The organism is Thermanaerosceptrum fracticalcis (assembly GCF_000746025.2).
Lineage (GTDB): Bacteria > Bacillota > Peptococcia > DRI-13 > DRI-13 > Thermanaerosceptrum > Thermanaerosceptrum fracticalcis.
On record NZ_CP045798.1, the window covers coordinates 3,238,268 to 3,258,673 of the forward strand.

Here is a 20,406-nt window from a genome sequence, read left to right on the forward strand (position 1 = left end):
TGCAAATCAAAGGAGGGATCGGAATGAACGGCATCAGCATCAAAAAAGACCGCATCCTCTTTTACGGCAATACCGCAGGGTATGTGGATGGCGGCAAGGCGGTGGTCGATCCCATATTTCATTGTGAGGAATTAAAGGATTATCTTACAGTGAAGAAAGGGCTTACCGTGCAATGGACAGACGGTGTGTACGACCGGCTGGCAAACAGCAAGCCTGACATGGACGGCAACGCGCCGATTCTGAAAGCCTGCCGCATCCACCAGCTCAAGCCGGAAGTGGATGTCATGATGAAATTCATCGGCTATGATGAGCTGCTGGAGCGGTTTGGCGAGCCGAATCCGGAAAACTACCGCGTGGTGTATGACGGACAGCTGGAAACCAACGATCTTGATGCCATCTATGAGAAATTCAACTTAAACCACCCACCCGATTACCAAGGACACTCCCTGTCCATGTCGGACATTATTCAGCTTTATGACGACAGCGGCAGCACCTTTTACTATGTAGACCGCTTTGGCTTCAAAGAGATTGATTTTCAAGCACCGGCACTAAAGCAGTCAGGCACACAAGAAATGAGCCTATAACTCCAATAACAGCCAAGTGGCTGTTTTTTTGTCGCCAAAATTAATACCAGGAGGTGATTTTTATGGACATAGAAAAAATCATAAAATCTCAGGCCAATACAGGGCTGCCGGAAAACTATTCGATACGTGATGGGTTTTTATTCAAAGGGGACACGCCTGTATCCCTTGCAACCTCAGGAATTGTTGAAATTGCAGTTCAGGGTTTTCTTCATGTAGATGACACAGAAGAATACAAAACCAAATAAAATTTCACAGGGAGTATCCAAACACCGGAATAAACTGCCGGTGTTTTTTTACTTCCTGTGCCGGAGGTGGTAGCTACGGAGGAATTAAAGCTTGACCTGATTAGGGTTGTATGCGATCCCAATCCTCTTTTTAAGTATCAATTGATTTACAGGGATGGAAATGCTACTGGCATGATTGGGGTATACAGCTTTGATGAAGAATGGTACTACCTGTACAAACAGGACACTGAAAGGTACAAGGTAAAAAGGCGCAAGGATCTCGAAGGAATTGAGCCAGCTTTTACCTATAAGCAGCAGCGGAAAAGGCGCATTGACCACCCGGATAATCGAAAAAACCTTAATAGTAAAAAAGCAAAAGTCGCAGAGATTGGAGATGAAAACATGGCAATTGAAGTAGTCACGGAAAACACTGCTGCACAGGCGCTGGATATGAACCGGAACCAGGCACTTACCCAGGACAATCCCTCTTCTGAGTTGCCAGAGCAGACCTCCGGCATGCAGATGGGTGGTATGTAAGCCAAATTTTGTGTCGAAAGTCAACACTGCACAAATTAACATGATTGAAAAGCCCTGAAATCACCGAAAAAGCAGGGAATCAAAAAATTAAATTTATGGAGGTTAGAACATGATGAGAAAATTTGCGACCAGAATAATGAATAAAATTACCGGAAAGATACCTATGGCAAAGGCTATCCTTAGATCACAGTGCGGTGAAAATTTTGTGGATACGGCAATCAAAATTTTAATGGCTGTGGTCATCGGCGGACTCGTGCTGGCCGGACTCTATGCCCTGTTTGGCGAAACGGTATTGCCGACCTTAAAGGAGCGCATCCAGGAGATGTTCAATTATGCAGGCTAATCTGCCGCTCTTTATGCAGGGCGGCATTTTTATTGCCCTGCTTTTGGCGGCATCTGTCATCGATATCAAAAAGAGGATTATCCCCGACACTATCTGCCTGTTTATTGCTTTCACCGGACTGATCTGCTTCGAGCCGGTGAAGCTGTTCGGCGTACTGGCAGCCATGCCGCTCCTGCTTGCCGCGCTTGTTTGGGGCGGCCTTGGGGGCGGGGACATCAAGCTCATGGCGGCATCGGGTATTGTCCTCGGTTTCATAGGAAGCATTGCGGCCATGGTCATTGGACTTACCGCCATGCTTCTTTTTTATGTTTTCCATGCCATAGTCCAAAGACTGCGCGGGAGGGAATGCCCCAAAGCATACCCTCTTGCACCCTTTTTATCCATCGGCTGTATCGCCATATATTTCATGAATACAGGAGGAATCATCCTATGAGCTTTCTAAAAAACAGAACCGTACTCGGTGTCATCTGCATTGTGCTGTCTCTTTTGATTTGCTTTGTGGTAGCGCCGCTTTTTAACTCCAGTATCTCCCAAAAAACCGACATTGTCCGTGTCATCAAGGATATCAAAGCCGGAGATCAGATCACCAGGGAGATGCTGAAGACTGTGGAGGTCGGCAGCTACAACCTGCCGAAAAACGTAGTCAAAGATGTGGATACGGCTATCGGGAAATATGCTGCGGCTGATATGGCTGCAGGCGATTACATCTTAAGCTCCAAGCTCACCGATGTGCCTGCGGCAGAAAACGCCTATCTTTACCACCTCAATGGGGAAAAGCAGGCCATCTCCGTGACGCTCAAAAGTTTTGCCACCGGTCTGTCCGGCAAGCTGGCTACTGGCGACATAGTATCAGTCATCGCTCCTGACTACAAAAAGCGAGGCACGACCGTCATCCCTGCAGAGCTTAAGTATGTGGAGGTTATTGCCGTTACGGCTAACACCGGCTATGACACCGGCGGACAGCGGGGGAATGAGGATGAAAAGCAGCTCCCAAGCACCGTCACCCTTCTGGCATCGCCGGAGCAATTGAAAATCCTTGCCGAGCTGGAGGCGGACGGCAAGCTGCACCTGTCCCTCGTGTACCGGGGCAGCAAGGAGAATGCCGCCAAGTTTATTGAGGCACAGGACAAGGTAATCGAGGAATTGTATCCCTCCGCCAAGGTGCAAACAGGAGAAGAAAAAACAGAGTCAATCGGGGCAGAGAATACCGGAAATATAAAACCCGACACGCCAAAGGAGGGAGAATAAATGCTTAATTTTATCAAAGGCAGCATTTTCTCCCGAAACACCGGTGTTGAGGCGCAGGCTGCGGAATCTGAAAAGGATGTTCAGGTGCTGGCCGTATGGGGCAGCCCCTCTTCCGGGAAGACCACCGTCAGTGTCAAGCTGGCCAAGCATCTGGCAGACAAAAAGCGCAATGTAGTGCTGCTTTTATGTGACATGACCGCGCCCATGCTGCCCTGTATCTGTCCGCCCTCTGACCTTGAATGGGAACGGTCGCTGGGCAGTATTCTGGCTGCAACCCATGTGACGGATACCCTGATCAAACAGAACTGCATCACCCATAAGAAAATCAGCTATTTAACCCTAATCGGCATGCTCAAGGGAGAGAATGTGTTCACCTACCCGCCCTATAACGCGGAGCTTGCAACAGAATTGCTCGATCATCTGCGGGATATTGCGCCATACGTTATCATCGACTGCAGCAGCTATATCGCCAACGACATCCTGTCCGCTGTTGCCCTCATGGAAGCGGACTCGGTACTGCGTCTGGTCAATTGCGATCTCAAATCAATCAGCTACCTTTCATCCCAGCTCCCGCTCTTAAAAGACAACAAATGGGATGCGGATAAGCAGTACAAGGTGGCAAGCAATGTAAAGACAAATCAAGCCAGCGAACATATTGAACAGGTGCTGGGCAATGTGGTGTTCAAGATACCCCACTCCGATGAGCTGGAGAATCAAGCTCTTGCCGGGGATTTGTTCCGGGACCTGGCGCTCAAGGACAGCCGGGGCTTCCGCAAGGAGATTGAAAAAATTTCAAAGGAGGTCTTTGGCATATGAAAAGCAAAAAACGTAAGCAAAGAACCCTTGAAAAGTTCCAGGTAAGAAGTGCAGAAGTGCTTGCGGTAGAATCGCCGCAAACTATCCGGCCTATGAATGCAGCCCATAACCACAGCCTGTTTTTTGCGCCAAATAACAACTCCAAGGATTTTGGCACTGTTTTGCGCGAAGTGCAGGAGTATATCTCCAGCAAGTATTCCACCCTCATTCTCGATGGGGGAAATGATGAGGTTAAAACACAGGTCAAGCGGTATATCAGCAAATATCTGATGGATTGCCGCATCGCCGTAAAGGGGATGACCGACCAGCAGCTCGTTGATGCCCTCTATACCGAAATGGCCGAGTTCTCATTTCTCACTAAATACATCTTCGGCGCAGGGATTGAGGAAATTGACATCAATGCCTGGAATGACATTGAGGTCCAGTACAGCAATGGCACTACAGTCAAGCTTGACGAACACTTTGACTCTCCCGAACACGCCATCAACGTAATCCGCCGTATGCTCCATGTGTCAGGCATGGTGCTGGACAATGCCAGTCCCGCTATCTTGGGACATTTGAGCAAAAATATCCGCATCGCCGTGCTGAAAACACCCCTCGTGGACGAGGATGTAGGTGTGGCGGCCTCCATCCGTATTGTGAATCCGCAGAACATGGAGAAAGCTGACTTTGTAAAGGGCGGCACAGCAACCGACGAGATGCTGGACTTCCTTGCGGAATGCCTTCGGTACGGCATTTCGGTGTGTGTGGCTGGCGCGACCAGCTCCGGCAAGACTACGGTGGCCGGCTGGCTGCTGACCACCATTCCGGACAACAAGCGTATCTTTACGATTGAAAACGGCTCCCGTGAGCTGGCACTGGTGCGAAAAAAGGACGGCAAGGTGGTCAACAGCGTTATCCATACCTTGACACGCTCCAGTGATAACGAGAAGCAGAACATTGATCAGGATATGCTCCTGGATATGGCGCTGCGCTTCAATCCGGAGGTCATCTGCGTGGGCGAGATGCGCTCTGCAGAAGCATACACCGCCCAGGAATCCGCCCGTACCGGCCACACGGTGCTGACCACCATCCACTCCAATTCCTGTGAAGCCACATGGCGCAGGATGGCCACTCTTTGCAAACGGAAATACGATATTGCGGACGATACCCTCATGTCCCTTGTGACCGAAGCGTTTCCGATTGTTGTGTTCACCAAGCAGCTGGAGAATAAGCAGCGCAAGATCATGGAAATCATGGAGTGTGAAATCCTGCCTGATGGCACACGCAACTTCCGCACCTTATACCGGTTCCACATCACGGAGAGCCGCATGGAAGGCGACCGTTTCATCATAAGCGGCAGCCATCGGCAGGAGAATACCATCTCCAAGAGCCTGCAAAAGCGCTTCCTGGAAAACGGCATGCCGCAGGAGACACTGAAGAAAATTACGAAAGGGCAGGATGAGCTGGCACAGAACCTCTCTGCTGCACCCATTTTGCGTACCGAGATATTGCACAACAGCAGCTCATCCTCCAGCGAATTAAACGAGAAAAAAGAGGAAGTGATTGCAAAATGACTTTTATTCAGCTCATCGCCTGCATCGGCATGATTGCCGGTGCTTTTATCTTGCTTGGAATTTCACCCATAGCGTTTACGGACGGCCTGTTCAGCTTTTTGATTAAAAGACCCAAAAGCATCAAGGATGAAATCAACGAGGCCACCAAGCGCAAGCGCCCTTCCTTCCTCCGCAGGGAGATTATAGAAGCGCAGGAAATTCTCGCGCTGACCGGACGAAGCAGCCGCTTCTCCCTGATCTGTGCTTGTTCGCTCTTGTTGTTCGCTATAGGCGTAAGTATTGCCATTCTGCTGCAGAATGTGTTCCTCGTCCCTGTCCTTGCGCTGGGCATGATGTTCCTGCCGTTTTGGTATATCAAGCTGACTGTCACCCACTACAAGAAGAATATTGCTGCAGAGTTGGAAACGGCGCTGTCCATCATCACCACGGCTTACCTGCGAAACGAGGACATTGTGACTGCCGTGGAGGAAAATATGCAATACTTAAACCCGCCGGTGCGCAATGTATTTGCCGGGTTTCTGACACAGGTGAGGCTCATCAACCCCGATGTGGATGCGGCACTGAAAACTATGAAGACCAAGATTGACAACGAAGTGTTCCGCGAGTGGTGTGATGCCATTGCCGCCTGCCAGTATGACCGGAGCCTCAAGACAACGCTGACCCCCATTGTCAGCAAGCTCTCGGATATGCGAATCGTCAACGCGGAGTTGGAATATCTCGTGTTCGAGCCTCGCAAGGAATTCATCATCATGGCGCTCCTTGTCATGGGCAACATCCCCCTGATGTATTTCCTCAATAAGTCTTGGTATGACACGTTAATGCACACATATGTGGGGCAGCTTATCCTTACCATCTGTGCGGCGGCAATTTTTATTTCCACCGCCTTTGTTATTAAGCTGACTAAGCCCATTGAGTACAGGAGGTAGCATACATGTTGATACTATTATTTTTATTTGCAGTCCTGTTTGCGGCAGGGCTGTTTTTTATTCTCGCGGATGTGCTCAAGCTGCCGACCATGGGAGCAGCCAAGGCTATGCTCAGTGCCGGTAAGCAGGACAAAAAGGCTGCCAAAACCGTGGATGCGTATTTTATGTCCGGCGCTGTCAGGTTGTCAAGATTTATTCGCCTGGATGAGTACCGCAAAAGCCGCATGTCCAACGTCCTCAAAGCGGCGGGCATCAGTATGACACCGGAGGTTTACCTTGCGTATGCCTTCGTCAAAGCAGGAGCGATCCTCCTTGGCGTGATACCCTGCCTGTTCTTGTTCCCGCTGCTTTCCCTGGTGATGGTGCTGCTCGCCGTGCTGGTCTATTTCAAGGAAACCAGAAAAGCGGATGAGCAGCTGAAGGTCAAACGAGAGCAGATCGAAAGCGAGCTGCCAAGGTTCGTGGCGACCATCGAACAGTCGCTGAAAAGCAGCCGCGATGTGCTGTCCATTCTGGAGAATTTTAAGAAAAATGCAGGCGCTGCTTTTGCAAGTGAACTGGACATCGTGACTGCAGACATGCGCTCATCAAGTTACGAGGCAGCACTCACGCGGTTCGAGGCAAGGCTCAATTCACCGCAACTCTCTGATGTAGTGCGCGGACTCATTGGTGTGCTGCGCGGCGATGACGGCGCAATCTATTTTCAGATGCTCGCCCACGATTTTAAGGTGCTGGAGCTGCAAAGACTCAAGGGTGAGGCGCAGAAGATACCGCCCAAAATCCGGATTTTCTCCTTCATTATGCTGATATGCTTCCTGTTTACCTATCTCGCCATCATCGGCTATGAGATCATTAAGTCCCTCGGCGGAATGTTTTAGGGAGGGGATTTGAGGTGCTAAAAAAACTATTGCATTGTAAGGGCGGTGAGGGCTACATCGATGTGGCGATACTGGTACTTTGCGCCATGCTTGTCATTGCTCTTGCCGTCAAGGTATTTCCGGTCTACATCGCCAAGAGCCAACTTGACACCTTTGCCTCGGAACTTTGCAGAGAAGCGGAGATTGCAGGCAGGGTCGGCAGCGAAACGAACCAAAGGGCGCAGGTGTTGCGGGAAAAAACAGGACTTGATCCCGCCATTTCCTGGTCAAAGACCGGCAAAATCCAGCTCAATGAAGAGTTCACGGTGACCGTTTCCATGCAGACCGACATCGGACTCTTTGGCGGTTTCGGCTCCTTTCCCATTACTCTGACCGCACAGGCGACAGGCAAAAGCGAGGTGTATTGGAAAAAATGACAAAATTATATGGTATACTAAAGGAAAAAAAAGGATCGTCATTCCCATTGGTTGTTGCCATCACCCTCGCGCTTGGCATCATCCTGTGCGGAATATCCGAATACATGAGGCTCATGATCATCGCCTCCGGTGTTCGGGATGCGGTGCAGTCTGCCATCATTTCGACAGTTAACGACAACTATGATGATGTTTACCACGGCGTTCGGGAGGGCTATGCAGGAGGGTATAAGCCAAGCGGTTCCTCATGGGAGGGCAGCATTGACTACGGCGATATTTATGAGTATCTTGACAATACCCTTGGCTTGCAAAAAAACGGCGGCTATCATGTGAAATACGCAGGCGAAGCGGTGGAATTCAAGCTCTCCGGTTTATCCGTCGATATTACTAATGTGCCCCTTGCACCCTCCGACTCCGACAGTGCGCAGGGCCTTCTCGCCGATGCGGTGTTCCGGCTGGAGGTTCCGGTGTCCTTTGGCGGCAAATCCCTGCCGCCGATGCGGATGAACCTTAAGGTGCAGGCGAAATATATGCCTTTATTTTAACTGTATCGGAATTGTAATAGACTTTTGAAAACTCTTGTGGTAGGGTGGCTTGTAAGGAACTGTAAAAATAGACAAGGAGGTAATCTCTTATGAAGAATATAACTGACAAGACAAAGAAATGGCTGACCATCGCCGGGCTTGGCATTGTGTGCGTGGTGCTGGTTATTGCAATATCCTCTCAATTTAAGACGCAAACGCCGGTGGATGACGACATAGCTCCGCCGACTGCAGTTACAGATAATAAGGTCAATCCAGGCATCGATACCGGTGATAAGGCAGAAGAAAAAGAAGTGGTCATCCAGGCCAACGAATCGGTTGCAGCGCCGACCGATGACACAGCGGCTAAGACCGATCAGCCGGTACAGAATCTTCAGCCGGAAGTGACCAAACCGGCAGCGCCGACAGAAAGCCAAAAGATCGACAAAACCCAAAAGCCCAACGGAGAAAAGGTTGACAATGTGAAAGCGGTAGACCATGACAGTGTAAAAAGACCAAATACCACGCAGTCCGGTGAGCCGCAGGGCGGTGAGAAAAAAGACGGCAAGGTTTATCTCCCCGGCTTCGGTTGGGTAACCGAAACAGGAGGCTCGGGTACAACGGTAGGTGAACAAGGGGATGAGCTTACTGGCAACAAGGTTGGGACGATGGATTAACCCATTAAATTAGAATAAAGCAATCGAAGAGGCACAGTAGAAATGCTGTGCTTTTTGCTGTTTAAGGAGGTCTTTATGAAACGAAACCTTAGTATTTTTCTTATGCTGGCTTTGCTGCTGACCTTCCTGTCTCCTCTCGCCGCCTATGCCGAGGGCGAAGGGAACATTGACCATGGAGGCGGCGGGATGGGCAGCGGTACCAGCGAAAACTATTGGAATCCTGGCGATGAGGGTGTGCGGGTTACGGTTGTGAGAGTAAGAGATCGTGCGGTGGTCACCACACCCATTGATTTTACCAACAAAAATCCCGATAACATCCAGGCACACTTTGGAAAGGTCAGCAAAATATCTTATACAAAAGGTTTTTCTCTGACACCTAATCCACAAGCATACACCTATGTCAATCCTGCAAAAGCAATTCCGAGAATTATTAGCTCTGGCAGCGGCAATGCAAACATTGAAGTCATAAAAAGCTATTTTACAGACGAACTGGTTATCAGATACATTGCCGATGTTACCGGCTTCAATTACGACACCCTCATCAGCGGTGACTACAAAATACTGTTAGAGCCAGTTGCGTATATGACCTTTCAAGGCGTAAGGATTGCTGTGACTGCAACAGAAGCTGCTCTTTATGACGAGCAGCTCGGCGGCGGCTTAAGAAGCAAAATGGCTTCTCTTTCACACCAAAATCTACCCCTTGCCATGTTTCTGGAAACGCCTGATCTTGGCTATCCTGCGTGGTCGGGAAGCACCACATCAAAAGCTTCCAATGCGGATATAAAGTCCTCCCTTGGCCTTGGCATTGTACGGTTCAGCGAGGCAGAGCCTCCCCAAGTGAGCAGCTACGATTACACTTATCGTGTTAATACCGAGGTCATTACCTCGGTCACGGTCAGCGGAGGCCAGGCTGATCCCGACAATCCTGTATCGGTACGCTTTACCATCGGCGGCAAAACCTACACGGTAAACAACGTATATTATCCGGATGGCGACAGCCAGCTTGTGTGGGTGCGCTGGACGACACCTTCCACACCGCAGACCATGACAATAACTGTGTCTGTAACCGGCAGAGGCAGAGCAAGCCAAGGAACCATCACCGCAAATATTGTGGATCTGTCGGGCAATGATCCGCCAAACCCCGTTGCGGATGATCGCAATGATTCCTACTCTAAACCAAGCGTCCCGAGTAACCCACAGGTAACCTCCGCCTCATGGGGCGTGTGGCGTCCTTGGTGGCAGGAATATTGGGTGTGGCACTCCACCGGCGAAGATTCAGGCTATTGGTGCGATCACGGCTGGTGGGAGTTTGATTATGACTCCTACAGGGCAGATCTCTCAGCTTCCATGAGCATCATTCCCGATGCTAAAGCACCAACCGCATCGGGGAAAACCATGAAAAGCGGATATGGCATCAACCAAATCGTGACTGCCAATGTCAGCACCAATCAGTCCTGGGCAGTGACCGGCGCACAGACTGCTGTGACCTATTTCCCAGAATTCCAGTACCAAAACTACTGGCGGTTGCTGGATAGAACCAGCAGCGGCTACAGTGCCAAATTCGAGTTTGCTAAGAACAGATATTCAACCTACAACCGGCGCACCCATTTCACCCCAATCTGGATGCCGGATGGAAGCTACACCCCGTATACGTACCTAATTGACTGCTGGACACCGCAGGGGATGCTCTCTATGAACCTAACAGACTCAGTGAACATAAGCGGAAGCTTATGGGATGACTGGCACATCGCGCCCGTAAAACCTTAAAAAAATCATCAGAAAAAGAATAGGATCGCAAGGCGTGAAAAGCCCTGCGGTCTTTTCTTTTTCAGCAATAATGGATGAAAGGTGGAAAAATTGATGAAAAAAAAGAAAAAGTTCTTGTACCTTTTTTGCGTCACCCTTGTCCTTATCAGCGTTTTCTGCATGACCGCCTATGCCGCTCCTACCGGCGATGTTGCGGGAGCCATAGAAAGCACATGGAAGGACGCATCCGCGCAGATTAAAACCGTGGTCAACAAGGTCGTTTTCCCTGCAATCGACCTGATTCTTGCTGTGTTTTTCTTCGCCAAACTGGGGATGGCGTACTTCGACTATAGAAAACACGGAATGTTTGAGTGGACGGCTCCTGCTATTCTCTTCGCCTGCTTGATATTTACCCTCACAGCGCCTCTTTATATTTGGCAGATTCTTGGCATGTAACAGCAGCAAAATTGTGCAGGGAGTCTGTGTAAGAGCAGGCTCTCAATCTTTTCCGAAAGGAGTGAACTTATAAATGTTCATATGGGATTTTGCTGCTGACACTGTCCTCGGACAGATTATGGACTGGATCTATGCTCAGATAATCGGCTTTCTTGGTGAATTCTTCGCTATGATGGGCAACATGGGAGCCGAGCTGTTCGAGATGAGCTGGGTGCAGGCTATTGTGCTGTTCTTTTCCTATCTTGCATGGGCGCTTTATGGGACAGGGCTTGTGGTTTCCGCCTTTGAATGCGGTATTGAATACCAAAGCGGCAGGGGCAGCATCAAGGACACCGCTTTAAATGCCATCAAGGGCTTTATGGCTGTCAGCCTGTTTACCATTGTGCCGGTGGAACTGTACAAGCTGGCGATTACCCTGCAGGGCGTCTTCACATCCGGCATCACAGGACTTGCGGCGGCAGACAGCCGCATTAGTATCATGGCTGCCGCTGCCCTTGCCAGCATAGGCGATGTCTTAGTTAGTCCCATTATGGGGATATTCTGTTTGATCCTCATGGGCTATGCGGTAATCAAAGTGTTTTTTGCCAACCTCAAGAGAGGGGGAATTCTGCTCATCCAGATTGCCGTGGGCAGCTTGTATATGTTCAGTGTCCCCAGAGGATATATAGACGGATTCGTATCATGGTGCAAACAGGTGGTGGGCTTATGCCTGACCGCATTTTTGCAGGCGACCATCCTCATTGCAGGGCTCATGGTGTTTAACAGCAACATGCTTCTAGGCCTTGGCCTTATGCTTGCAGCTTCAGAGATACCACGGATTGCCGGGCAGTTCGGGCTTGACACCAGCACCAGGGGCAACCTCATGAGTACCATGTATGCGGCGCAGACTGCGATGAACATTACGCGCACAGTGGTAAGGGCGGTGGCAAAATGACGGATACGAAGCTGGTCTATATTTGTTCTCCCTATGCCGGAGATATTGAATATAACACCAAAAGGGCAATAGCATACTGCCGCTATGCCGCAGACTGTGGCGTAATTCCCCTGGCTCCACATTTGCTGCTGACGAGATTTCTCTGTGAATCAAATCCAGCAGAACGAGAGCTGGGAATCAAAATGGGGCTTAAGCTTCTTGCCTTATGCTCTGAGCTGTGGGTGTTCGGTGATAGGATATCCGAGGGTATGCGGCGTGAAATTCAGGAAGCCGAAAGGCTCGGGATTAAAATTATTTTTCAAGATTCAAATAAAATTCAGGGAGTGATGAACATGAAGCGATGGGGAATTTGGGCAAAGCGCAGTGCTGCCTCTATCTTCGGCGCTGCTGAAGATTGGCTGAAATCGGAAGGAAAGGTGCAAATCTTTGATACTTATGAGGAAGCTGCCGAGAAAGCAAGCACACTTATGAAAAACATTGGCACGGCAAATGTCTCCTACTATCCCAAGGAAATAGAAATTGAACTAAATGAAGATCAATCCCCTGGCATAAACATGAAGCTATAAGGAGGGGCAGAGTATGTATATTTACCCGGATAATTTAAAATCCAAGGCGGTATTGTGGCTGTGGCAGCTTCGGGATATCGGCATCATCGGCATCGGATGTCTTGTTTCTGTGTTTGCGCTCGTACAGCTCGGCATGCTGCTTCCGATAGTGGCAACTGCCCTCTATGCATTTTTAACCATCCGTTTTGAGGATACCTCTATCCTCGATTTTATCAAGTATGCCTGTGCCTTTTTTATAACCAAACAGCAGTTATATGAATGGAAACTTCAACCCGCTGTCCATTCAGAACCGAATAGAAAGCAGGTGGACAAATGAGCAGAAAAGAAAAAAAGACAGCCAAACAAAAGCTCTCCACACGGCAGCTCATAAACACAAAGGCGATTACTGACTACAGCCTTTTGACTTACGGCCATGGCGAACTGGTATATTTTATCATCAAGCCGACCAACATCTCGGTTCTGTCGGAAGCCAGTATCGCCGCCCGGATCTATGCTCTTATGACTGTTCTGAAAGGCATGGCTGAGATTGAAATGCTGTGTCTCAACAGCCGTGAAAACTTTGAGGGCAACAAGCGTTTTTTGCGAAACCGCATTGAACAGGAGGATAACCCCACTGTCCGAAAACTTTTGGAGGCAGACTTGACCTTCCTTGACCGCATACAGGTGCAGATGGCGACCGCCCGTGAATTCCTCATTGTTATCCGGTTGCGGGATGAAAAACCGAACGAAGTGTTCCCGTATTTAAACCGCATTGAAAAAACCCTGCGAGAGCAGGGCTTTTCCGTTAAGAGGGCCGAAAAAGAGGACATCAAAAGAATCCTCGCCGTGTATTTCGAGCAGAACGTGACTACCGAAAAATTCGAAGACTTCGATGGTGAAAGATGGGTGATTTTCGGTGACTAAATGGAAGTTTTTGTGTTATAATTATATAACAAATATGCAATAAAAACAGGTTAAAGGAAGTCATGCGGTTTTTGCACATGCCGATACCAAAGCTGGACAGCAGCATGGATATTGCAGCTATAGCATAATAATAATCGCTAATCAGGTCTTCTGAATTATGATACAATAATCATATATAAAGTAAATGGTACTATTGAAGCTATTGGGATATGCTAAAAATAGATGGAGGTGTTAATGTGGAAAAACGAATACAGGATGAGTTGAATATCCTTAAAGATATCATAGTAAACACCGTTCCGGTAGAGCAGATATTCCTGTTCGGCTCCTATGCAAACGGTACACCACATGCTGATTCAGACCTGGATATTTATGTGGTGATGCCGGAGAATGCAAATATTAGAGAAATTGATGCAATAAGGTTGATTCACAGAGCAATTCGGGATAAAAAAACAATGCCTGTGGATGTGATAGTCAGCAAAAAAAATAAGTTTAATCAGCGCAAATCCACTCCCACCATTGAGCGGCAAATAGCACAAGAGGGGATGGTGCTGTATGGATAGCCGCACTCGCGCACAGGAATGGCAAAGACTTGCGGAAATGGATTTAAGCAGTGCTGAATATCTGCTCAAAATGCACCCTGTACCTGTTGAGATCATTTGTTACCACTGCCAGCAATCTGCTGAGAAATATCTTAAAGGATACCTTGTTTTGCACGGCATAAATCCGCCTAAGATACATGATTTAGACGAATTGTGCAAGCTCTGTATGAAATGGTCCGACACCTTTAAAGATATAGCCGACCAATGCTCCGACCTGACAGCTTATGGCGTTCAGCCGAGGTATCCAATGGAAATGATGCTGGAAGAGCAGGATATGTGGCAAGCGCTGAATAGTGCAAAAACAATTCGGGATTTTATTCTAACCCTTGCGCCGGAGATGGTGCCGGAGGAACATGGACAGGACGAATCACAATCGCAGGACAGTCCTTCATTATAGTCAAACGAAACAAATACATGAAGCCATCGCAAGAAAAAGCGGTGGTTTTTTGTGCTAAAATTCATGAAATAATAGGAATGTTTTGGCAGTAAAGCAAGAAAAATTTTATGGCGAAGGATAGGACTGCTCTTTATCTATTTTTCCCTATGGACTTCCGCCGCATCTTCGTTTATTGTGTGTGCTGAGGTGATTAAGATGGCGGTTGTACAAGATGAAGTCTTGGATGCATTCATAACGGAATTGCGGGAAAGGGCACTTTCAGAGTTCCGGCGCATTGAAAAGGAAAACCAGGACCGGTATGAGCGGGTCAGGGAGCTTAGCATGAAATTAAGAGATATTCTCTCCCACTTCAGCGAGGAAGACAGAGAAACAATCGAAAGTTACATGGAGGAAAAAGACAGCCTCACCAGTGACGAGCTTGACTACGTCTACCTGCAAGGCATAATACACTGCTGCAAGATGCTGAAAATGTTGAAAATAATATAACCCCTAAACCATACAGGATATTTGAGGCTTGCCCTAAAAATTCAGGCAGGTCTTTTTTATTTTTTTTTCGAGGAGAGGAGATGATGCAATGCCAAAAACAAATCGAATGAATACTGCCGTGGCGCAGGAGGACGTGCGCATACAGGAATTTCTAGACATGATCGCACCGTCGGTTATTAAATTCAACACCGACCACTTCATCTGCGGCAATACCTACCGCTGCGTGTGGGCGCTTCGCGAGTACCCCACCGCTACAGAAGAACAGGCAATCCTGCGCCACCTTGGAGAGAAGGACGGAGTCACTTTAAAAATATATACCCGCCATGTCACGCCGGTGGAGGAGAAGAAAATTATCAGCAATGCGGCAAACAAGAACAGGCTAAAGAGAAGCAACACCAATGATTTGCAGCAGACCGTCACTGCTGAAAGCAACCTGCAGGATGTAGCCTCCATCGTAGCCAGCATGCACCGGAACAAAGAACCGCTGCTCCATACCGCCGTCTACATTGAGCTTTTAGCATACGACCTTGAGCAGTTAAAGCTGCTGCAGACCGAGGTGCTGACCGAACTGATCCGCTCTAAGCTCAACGTTGACCGCCTCATGCTCCGCCAGCAGCAAGGCTTTATATGCGTGATGCCTTCCGGCTGGAATGTGTTCGGCGATCAGTTTGAGCGGGTGCTGCCGGCATCCTCCGTTGCCAACCTTTATCCCTTCAACTACAGCGGCAAAACCGACGAGCGCGGGTTTTACCTCGGCAGGGACAAATTCGGCAGCAACATCCTTGTGGATTTCAACAAGCGGGCCGATGACAAGACCAACGCCAACATCCTGATCCTGGGCAATTCCGGCCAGGGCAAAAGCTATCTATTGAAACTTATCCTCACCAATCTGCGGGAGTCCGGCATGCATGTGCTGGCTTTAGACCCTGAGATGGAATACGAGGAACTGACGGTAAACCTCGGCGGCTGCTTCATAGACCTCATGTCCGGCGAATATATCATTAATGTGCTGGAACCGAAAACATGGGATGAAAACGGCGACCCCAGGGATGCTGAAGCGCCGCAGGCGTTCCGGCAGACCTCCAAACTCAGCCAGCACGTCAGCTTTCTCAAGGACTTTTTCAGAACCTACAAGGATTTTGACGACCGGCAGATCGACACCATTGAAATCATGCTGGGGAAACTGTATGAGCAATGGGGCATCACGGACCACAGCAACTTTGACCGGCTTAAATCCACCGATTATCCCATCCTGTCCGACCTGTATGAGCTGATTGAAAACGAATACAAAACCTTTGATGAAAGCAAACGCCAGCTCTATACCGCAGAAATCCTGCAGCAGATCTGCCTTGGACTCCACTCCCTATGCAAGGGTGCGGAGTCTAAATTTTTTAACGGGCACACCAACATCACCAGCAGCCATTTCATCACCTTTGGTGTGAAAGGACTGCTGCAGGCAAGCAAAAATATCCGCAATGCCCTGCTGTTTAACGTGCTGTCTTTCATGTCCAACGAGCTTTTAACCAAGGGCAATACGGTAGCAAGCATCGATGAGTTTTACCTGTTTCTTACCAACCTCACAGCGGTCGAGTATATCCGCAACTTTATGAAGCGTGTCCGCAAAAAGGACAGTGCCGTGATCCTTGCCAGCCAGAACCTGGAGGATTTCAATATTGACGGCATCCGGGAATATACCAAGCCTTTGTTTTCCATACCGACTCATGCCTTCCTCTTTAATGCCGGAAATATTGATGCCAAATTCTACATCGATACCCTGCAGCTGGAGCAGAGCGAATATAACCTGATCCGCTACCCGCAGCGCGGTGTGTGTCTCTACAAATGCGGCAACGAGCGGTATAACCTCATGGTGACCGCGCCGGAACACAAGGCAAGGCTCTTTGGAAGGGCGGGCGGCAGATGATCAAAAACCTGAGAAATCCAGTATGGGTGAAACGCCTGTGCTGCGACAAGGGGGTGAAGGTTTTTGGAGATGAAGGACCAGCGCTTCGGCATCGAAATCGAATTGACGGGACTGTCCCGTCTGCGCGCTGCCCAGGTTATGGCGGAATACTTCAGCACGCCGGTTTCCCATGACGGGGGCTATTACGGCATCTATTCTGTCCTGGACGGCCAAAGCCGCCGGTGGAAGGTCATGAGCGACGGCAGCATCACTACAGAGAAAAAAGAAGGACGGCGGATTATTCCGGCCGACAGCACCTATAGCGTGGAGCTGGTCAGCCCCATCTGCAGGTATGAGGATATCGAAACCATACAGGAAATCGTCCGCAAGCTTCGTGCCGCAGGAGCCATCGCCAACGCAAGCTGCGGCATCCATGTCCACGTGGACGCTTCGCCCCACAACGCCAACACCCTGCGCAACATTACTAACATCATGGCCAGCAAGGAGGACTTGATCTACAAGGCGCTGCAGGTGAGCGTGGCACGGGAACGCCGCTACTGCAAAAAGGTGGAGCAGAGCTTTTTGGAGGAACTCAACCGCAAGAAGCCGAAAACCCTGGAGCAGGTCAGCCGGATCTGGTACAACGGCAATGACGGCAGGCATGAGCATTACCACAACAGCCGCTACCACTGTTTGAACCTCCACAGCGTGTTCCAGAAGGGTACGATTGAATTCAGGCTGTTCAACGGCACCACCCATGCCGGAAAGATCAAGGCATACATCCAGCTCTGCCTCGCCATAAGCCATCAGGCACTGACACAGAGGTGCGCCAGCCGCATTAAAACTCAAAGCACCAATGAGAAATATACCTTCCGCACCTGGCTTTTAAGGCTCGGCTTAATCGGCGATGAATTCAAAACCGCACGGCTACATTTGCTGGAGCATCTAGACGGCTGTATCGCCTGGAAAGACCCCCAGCAGGCCGAGCGGCAAAAGGAACGATTAAAGCAGAAGAAGGAAAAGGAACAGGCACAGGCAGCCGCAGCTTTGGAAGAACAAAATCAAGAGGACATCGAACAGACCGAGGCCGAAGAATGCCCAGGTCTTTCTATGTCCATGTAGGAGGACTGATAAAACATGAAAAGCAAAACCTTGTACATTGCGTACGGAAGCAATCTCAACCTGCAGCAGATGGCATTTAGATGCCCCACTGCCAAGGTAATCGGGGCAAGTAAAATTAAGGATTATGAGCTGCTGTTCCGTGGCGGTCGCAGAGGTTCGGTAGCAACGGTGGAACCTCTCAAGGGAAGCCATGTTCCTGTTCTTTTATGGGAACTGAAAGAAAAAGACCTGCAGGCTCTTGACCGTTATGAGGGGTATCCCCATTTTTACCGCAAGGAAATCCTTGATGTCGAGCTTAACGGCAAGACCATTTCTGCGATGGTTTATATCATGAACGACGGGCATCCCTTCGGCGCGCCCTCGGATTACTACTTGAACACCATTTTGGAAGGCTATGAAAGCGCGGGCTTTGACACCGAGGTTCTGGAACAGGCAGTGGAAAAATCCATCCGGCTTGCTAAGGAACAACAGCCGGAACAGGAAAACCTGTTTGGCCTGAAATGGTGGTGAGAGCATGGCTGATCCCGCAACCATCACCCTTGCGGTCAGGGCGGTCATCGCCGCGGCAACCAACAAAAGGACATGGAAGGCTGTCGGCGTTCTTGTCGCCGCCATCCTGACGCCCTTCATCCTTATCGTTGTAATGATCGTGAGCCTGCTCTCGGCTGCGGCGGATCACAACAGCAACGCCATAGAATTGTGCTTCAACGGCGGCGCGATCTCTTCCCGGGTTCCCTCCGATTACGCCACCTATATCCGAGATATGCAGGATAGCTTCGCCATGCTTGACACCGTCATCTCCGGTATATCATCACTGGTGGAGGGCGGTAGCATCGACAGTACAAGGGTTAAGGCGATTTTTTATTCTCTGTTCTTCGGCTCTGAAAATCTGCGGATGGACAGCTCGGACTACCGTGCCTTTGCTGACTGCTTCGTCCGTTATGAAACCCGCACCCGAGCCGTGGACAATGGCGATGGCACAACCTCGGAGGAAGAATACACCGTAGCTGTACCGCTTAAATCACTGCCGGAAATTTACGGAAACCTTCAGAGCACCCTTGGTAGGACCATCACCTATGAGGAACAGGCCAACGCTTCGGAGATTTACTACCGAATTAATTACGGCGGCAGTGTCCCCACTTATGGAGAAGAATTCGATGCTTGGGTAAACGGACTGCCGCTGTCCGATGCACCCTTTACCGGCGTGGACGGTTTCTGTTCTCCTCTCGGGGAAAACTGGCGCAGCATGGTTACCTCGGAATTTGGCTACAGAACCGATCCTTTCACCGGCCAGCGCAGAGGACATTCCGGACTGGACATGGGAGCGTCCAAAGGCACACCGATCCATGCAGCCCTTGATGGTACTGTGCTGTTTGTGCGCTATAAGAACACAGGCTACGGCTATCATCTGGCCATTGACCACGGCGGCGGTTTCGTCACCATATATGCCCACTGCTCCAAAATCCTTGTCGCTGAGGGGCAGATCGTGAAGGCGGGCGACATCATCGCACAGGTCGGTTCTACAGGCCGAAGCACCGGAGAGCACTTGCACTTTGAGGTACGAGTGAACGGTGAAAAGCAAAACCCAAGAAACTATCTGCCGTAAGCAATGTGAAAAACAATGCCGTGGATTAGAAAAATGGGTAGCTTCCGATGGCGAGACTTAATGTTAGAATAAACCTATAACCTTCATAGTTCTGTCTAAGCTTATTAAAAGTGTGGTATAATGAAACAAATATTGTAAAAAAGGAGGGGTGTGTTTGGAGCTATACAATAAGGCTGTTGAACTGTGGCAGTCATACAAAATTGCGTCTGCCGCTGATTTAGATAAATATCTTGACAGTTTCCGCATCCTGTTTGCGTTTCATTCCGGGAAAATAGAGAACGAGGAAATCACATACCACGATACAAGAGAAATCTTTGAAAACGGCAGGGTTGTGGGCTACACCGGGAGTCCCCGCGCTCTGTTTGAGCAGCAAAACCAAAAGCTGTGCTATGAGTTGTTGAAAGAAAAAATCGTCAAGAAGGAGCCTCTCAGCATCGAGTTGGTCAAGGAGATGCACAAGGTTCTCACCGGCGGGACATACGATGAGCGCAGGTATATTGAAAATGAGGAACGGCCAGGCGAATTTAAAAAGCACGATTATGTAACCGGCGTCCATGAGGTGGGCTCCGCTGCGGAAGATGTTGAAAACGACCTGACAGAGCTGATTGCCGAAGTAAATGCGTATGAGGGAAAGGATGTTTTGAAAGCCGCTGCCTACCTTCACGCGCGGTTTGAGTATATCCATCCCTTCGCAGACGGAAATGGACGTGTCGGCAGGACGCTGATGAATTACTATCTCATGACCCATAACCACCCGCCCCTTATCGTCTATAACGAGGATAAGCGGATGTATTACGAGTGCCTGCAAAAGTATGATGAAGCCGAGGATTTAAATCCCCTTTATGAGTTTCTCAAATATGAAACCGAAAAGACATGGGAAAAGACGCTGGCTCTTGTCGAAGGTATGAAGCCGGAACGCAAAGGCTTATCAGATTTTACCCAGGGCATGTAGCCGACAGCATAACATT

The 20,406-nt window shown here is 49.3% G+C and carries 27 protein-coding genes; all 27 read left to right on the top strand.

Annotated features, from left to right (window positions below; genetic code table 11):
- Positions 1-23: 23 nt before the first annotated feature.
- The 27 genes from BR63_RS16470 (at position 24) to BR63_RS16600 (ending at position 20,390) form a co-directional block, all read left to right on the top strand.
- A complete protein-coding gene (locus BR63_RS16470) occupies positions 24-584 on the top strand; it encodes a YodL domain-containing protein (RefSeq protein ID WP_034420954.1) in 561 nt (186 codons plus the stop codon).
- 62 nt (positions 585-646) lie between these two features.
- A complete protein-coding gene (locus BR63_RS16475; RefSeq protein ID WP_034420955.1) occupies positions 647-829 on the top strand; it encodes a hypothetical protein in 183 nt (60 codons plus the stop codon).
- 57 nt (positions 830-886) lie between these two features.
- Positions 887-1,345 (top strand): hypothetical protein, encoded by a 459-nt coding sequence (locus BR63_RS16480; protein ID WP_034420956.1) that lies wholly within the window; start codon positions 887-889, stop codon positions 1,343-1,345.
- A gap of 112 nt (positions 1,346-1,457) precedes the next feature.
- Positions 1,458-1,688: a DUF6133 family protein gene (locus BR63_RS16485; RefSeq protein ID WP_034421075.1), complete on the top strand. Its 231-nt coding sequence runs from the start codon at positions 1,458-1,460 to the stop codon at positions 1,686-1,688.
- Positions 1,678-2,121 carry a prepilin peptidase gene (locus BR63_RS16490; RefSeq protein ID WP_034420957.1) on the top strand — a complete coding sequence of 148 codons (444 nt, stop codon included), beginning with the start codon at positions 1,678-1,680 and terminating at the stop codon, positions 2,119-2,121. Before BR63_RS16485 ends, BR63_RS16490 begins: the two co-directional genes overlap by 11 nt.
- A complete protein-coding gene (cpaB, locus tag BR63_RS16495) occupies positions 2,118-2,936 on the top strand; it encodes a Flp pilus assembly protein CpaB (protein ID WP_034420958.1) in 819 nt (272 codons plus the stop codon). The genes BR63_RS16490 and cpaB overlap by 4 nt, the downstream gene beginning before the upstream one ends.
- Positions 2,937-3,752 (top strand): AAA family ATPase, encoded by an 816-nt coding sequence (locus BR63_RS16500; protein WP_034420959.1) that lies wholly within the window; start codon positions 2,937-2,939, stop codon positions 3,750-3,752.
- Between the two features lie 92 nt (positions 3,753-3,844).
- Positions 3,845-5,308: a type II/IV secretion system ATPase subunit gene (locus tag BR63_RS16505; RefSeq protein WP_243270130.1), complete on the top strand. Its 1,464-nt coding sequence runs from the start codon at positions 3,845-3,847 to the stop codon at positions 5,306-5,308.
- Positions 5,305-6,234 (top strand): type II secretion system F family protein, encoded by a 930-nt coding sequence (locus BR63_RS16510; RefSeq protein ID WP_034420961.1) that lies wholly within the window; start codon positions 5,305-5,307, stop codon positions 6,232-6,234. The genes BR63_RS16505 and BR63_RS16510 overlap by 4 nt, the downstream gene beginning before the upstream one ends.
- Before the next feature lie 5 nt (positions 6,235-6,239).
- The gene (locus BR63_RS16515; protein ID WP_034420962.1) at positions 6,240-7,112 is read left to right on the top strand and encodes a hypothetical protein; all 873 of its coding nucleotides are present in this window, start codon (positions 6,240-6,242) and stop codon (positions 7,110-7,112) included.
- Between the two features lie 14 nt (positions 7,113-7,126).
- Entirely contained in the window at positions 7,127-7,528 is a 402-nt protein-coding gene (locus tag BR63_RS16520; protein WP_024832204.1) for a DUF4320 family protein, read from the top strand.
- Positions 7,525-8,070 carry a hypothetical protein gene (locus BR63_RS16525; RefSeq protein ID WP_034420964.1) on the top strand — a complete coding sequence of 182 codons (546 nt, stop codon included), beginning with the start codon at positions 7,525-7,527 and terminating at the stop codon, positions 8,068-8,070. Before BR63_RS16520 ends, BR63_RS16525 begins: the two co-directional genes overlap by 4 nt.
- Positions 8,071-8,159: 89 nt before the next feature.
- Positions 8,160-8,723 carry a DUF6550 family protein gene (locus BR63_RS16530; RefSeq protein ID WP_034420965.1) on the top strand — a complete coding sequence of 188 codons (564 nt, stop codon included), beginning with the start codon at positions 8,160-8,162 and terminating at the stop codon, positions 8,721-8,723.
- A gap of 75 nt (positions 8,724-8,798) precedes the next feature.
- Positions 8,799-10,490 carry a DUF8193 domain-containing protein gene (locus BR63_RS16535; RefSeq protein ID WP_034420967.1) on the top strand — a complete coding sequence of 564 codons (1,692 nt, stop codon included), beginning with the start codon at positions 8,799-8,801 and terminating at the stop codon, positions 10,488-10,490.
- A 93-nt stretch (positions 10,491-10,583) separates the two neighbouring features.
- A complete protein-coding gene (locus tag BR63_RS16540; protein ID WP_034420969.1) occupies positions 10,584-10,925 on the top strand; it encodes a DUF3852 domain-containing protein in 342 nt (113 codons plus the stop codon).
- A 73-nt stretch (positions 10,926-10,998) separates the two neighbouring features.
- On the top strand, positions 10,999-11,859 hold the full coding sequence (locus tag BR63_RS16545) for a conjugal transfer protein TrbL family protein (protein ID WP_034420970.1): 861 nt from the start codon (positions 10,999-11,001) through the stop codon (positions 11,857-11,859).
- The gene (locus BR63_RS16550) at positions 11,856-12,425 is read left to right on the top strand and encodes a DUF7768 domain-containing protein (RefSeq protein ID WP_034420972.1); all 570 of its coding nucleotides are present in this window, start codon (positions 11,856-11,858) and stop codon (positions 12,423-12,425) included. The genes BR63_RS16545 and BR63_RS16550 overlap by 4 nt, the downstream gene beginning before the upstream one ends.
- A 13-nt stretch (positions 12,426-12,438) precedes the next feature.
- Complete coding sequence (locus BR63_RS16555) at positions 12,439-12,741, top strand: hypothetical protein (RefSeq protein ID WP_034420974.1); 303 nt, start codon at positions 12,439-12,441, stop codon at positions 12,739-12,741.
- Positions 12,738-13,328 carry a hypothetical protein gene (locus tag BR63_RS16560; protein WP_034420976.1) on the top strand — a complete coding sequence of 197 codons (591 nt, stop codon included), beginning with the start codon at positions 12,738-12,740 and terminating at the stop codon, positions 13,326-13,328. The genes BR63_RS16555 and BR63_RS16560 overlap by 4 nt, the downstream gene beginning before the upstream one ends.
- A gap of 236 nt (positions 13,329-13,564) precedes the next feature.
- Entirely contained in the window at positions 13,565-13,888 is a 324-nt protein-coding gene (locus tag BR63_RS16565; protein WP_051965520.1) for a nucleotidyltransferase domain-containing protein, read from the top strand.
- Complete coding sequence (locus BR63_RS16570; RefSeq protein ID WP_034420979.1) at positions 13,881-14,324, top strand: HEPN domain-containing protein; 444 nt, start codon at positions 13,881-13,883, stop codon at positions 14,322-14,324. Before BR63_RS16565 ends, BR63_RS16570 begins: the two co-directional genes overlap by 8 nt.
- Positions 14,325-14,519: 195 nt before the next feature.
- The gene (locus tag BR63_RS16575; RefSeq protein WP_034420980.1) at positions 14,520-14,810 is read left to right on the top strand and encodes a hypothetical protein; all 291 of its coding nucleotides are present in this window, start codon (positions 14,520-14,522) and stop codon (positions 14,808-14,810) included.
- An 88-nt stretch (positions 14,811-14,898) separates the two neighbouring features.
- Positions 14,899-16,731, top strand: a complete 1,833-nt coding sequence (locus tag BR63_RS16580; RefSeq protein ID WP_034420982.1) for a VirB4 family type IV secretion system protein — start codon at positions 14,899-14,901, stop codon at positions 16,729-16,731.
- A gap of 63 nt (positions 16,732-16,794) precedes the next feature.
- Complete coding sequence (locus BR63_RS16585) at positions 16,795-17,832, top strand: amidoligase family protein (protein WP_034420984.1); 1,038 nt, start codon at positions 16,795-16,797, stop codon at positions 17,830-17,832.
- A 15-nt stretch (positions 17,833-17,847) separates the two neighbouring features.
- A complete protein-coding gene (locus BR63_RS16590) occupies positions 17,848-18,342 on the top strand; it encodes a gamma-glutamylcyclotransferase family protein (protein WP_034420985.1) in 495 nt (164 codons plus the stop codon).
- A gap of 4 nt (positions 18,343-18,346) precedes the next feature.
- Positions 18,347-19,438 (top strand): M23 family metallopeptidase, encoded by a 1,092-nt coding sequence (locus BR63_RS16595; protein ID WP_034420987.1) that lies wholly within the window; start codon positions 18,347-18,349, stop codon positions 19,436-19,438.
- Positions 19,439-19,592: 154 nt separating this feature from the next.
- Positions 19,593-20,390: a Fic family protein gene (locus BR63_RS16600; RefSeq protein ID WP_034420989.1), complete on the top strand. Its 798-nt coding sequence runs from the start codon at positions 19,593-19,595 to the stop codon at positions 20,388-20,390.
- Positions 20,391-20,406: the final 16 nt, after the last annotated feature.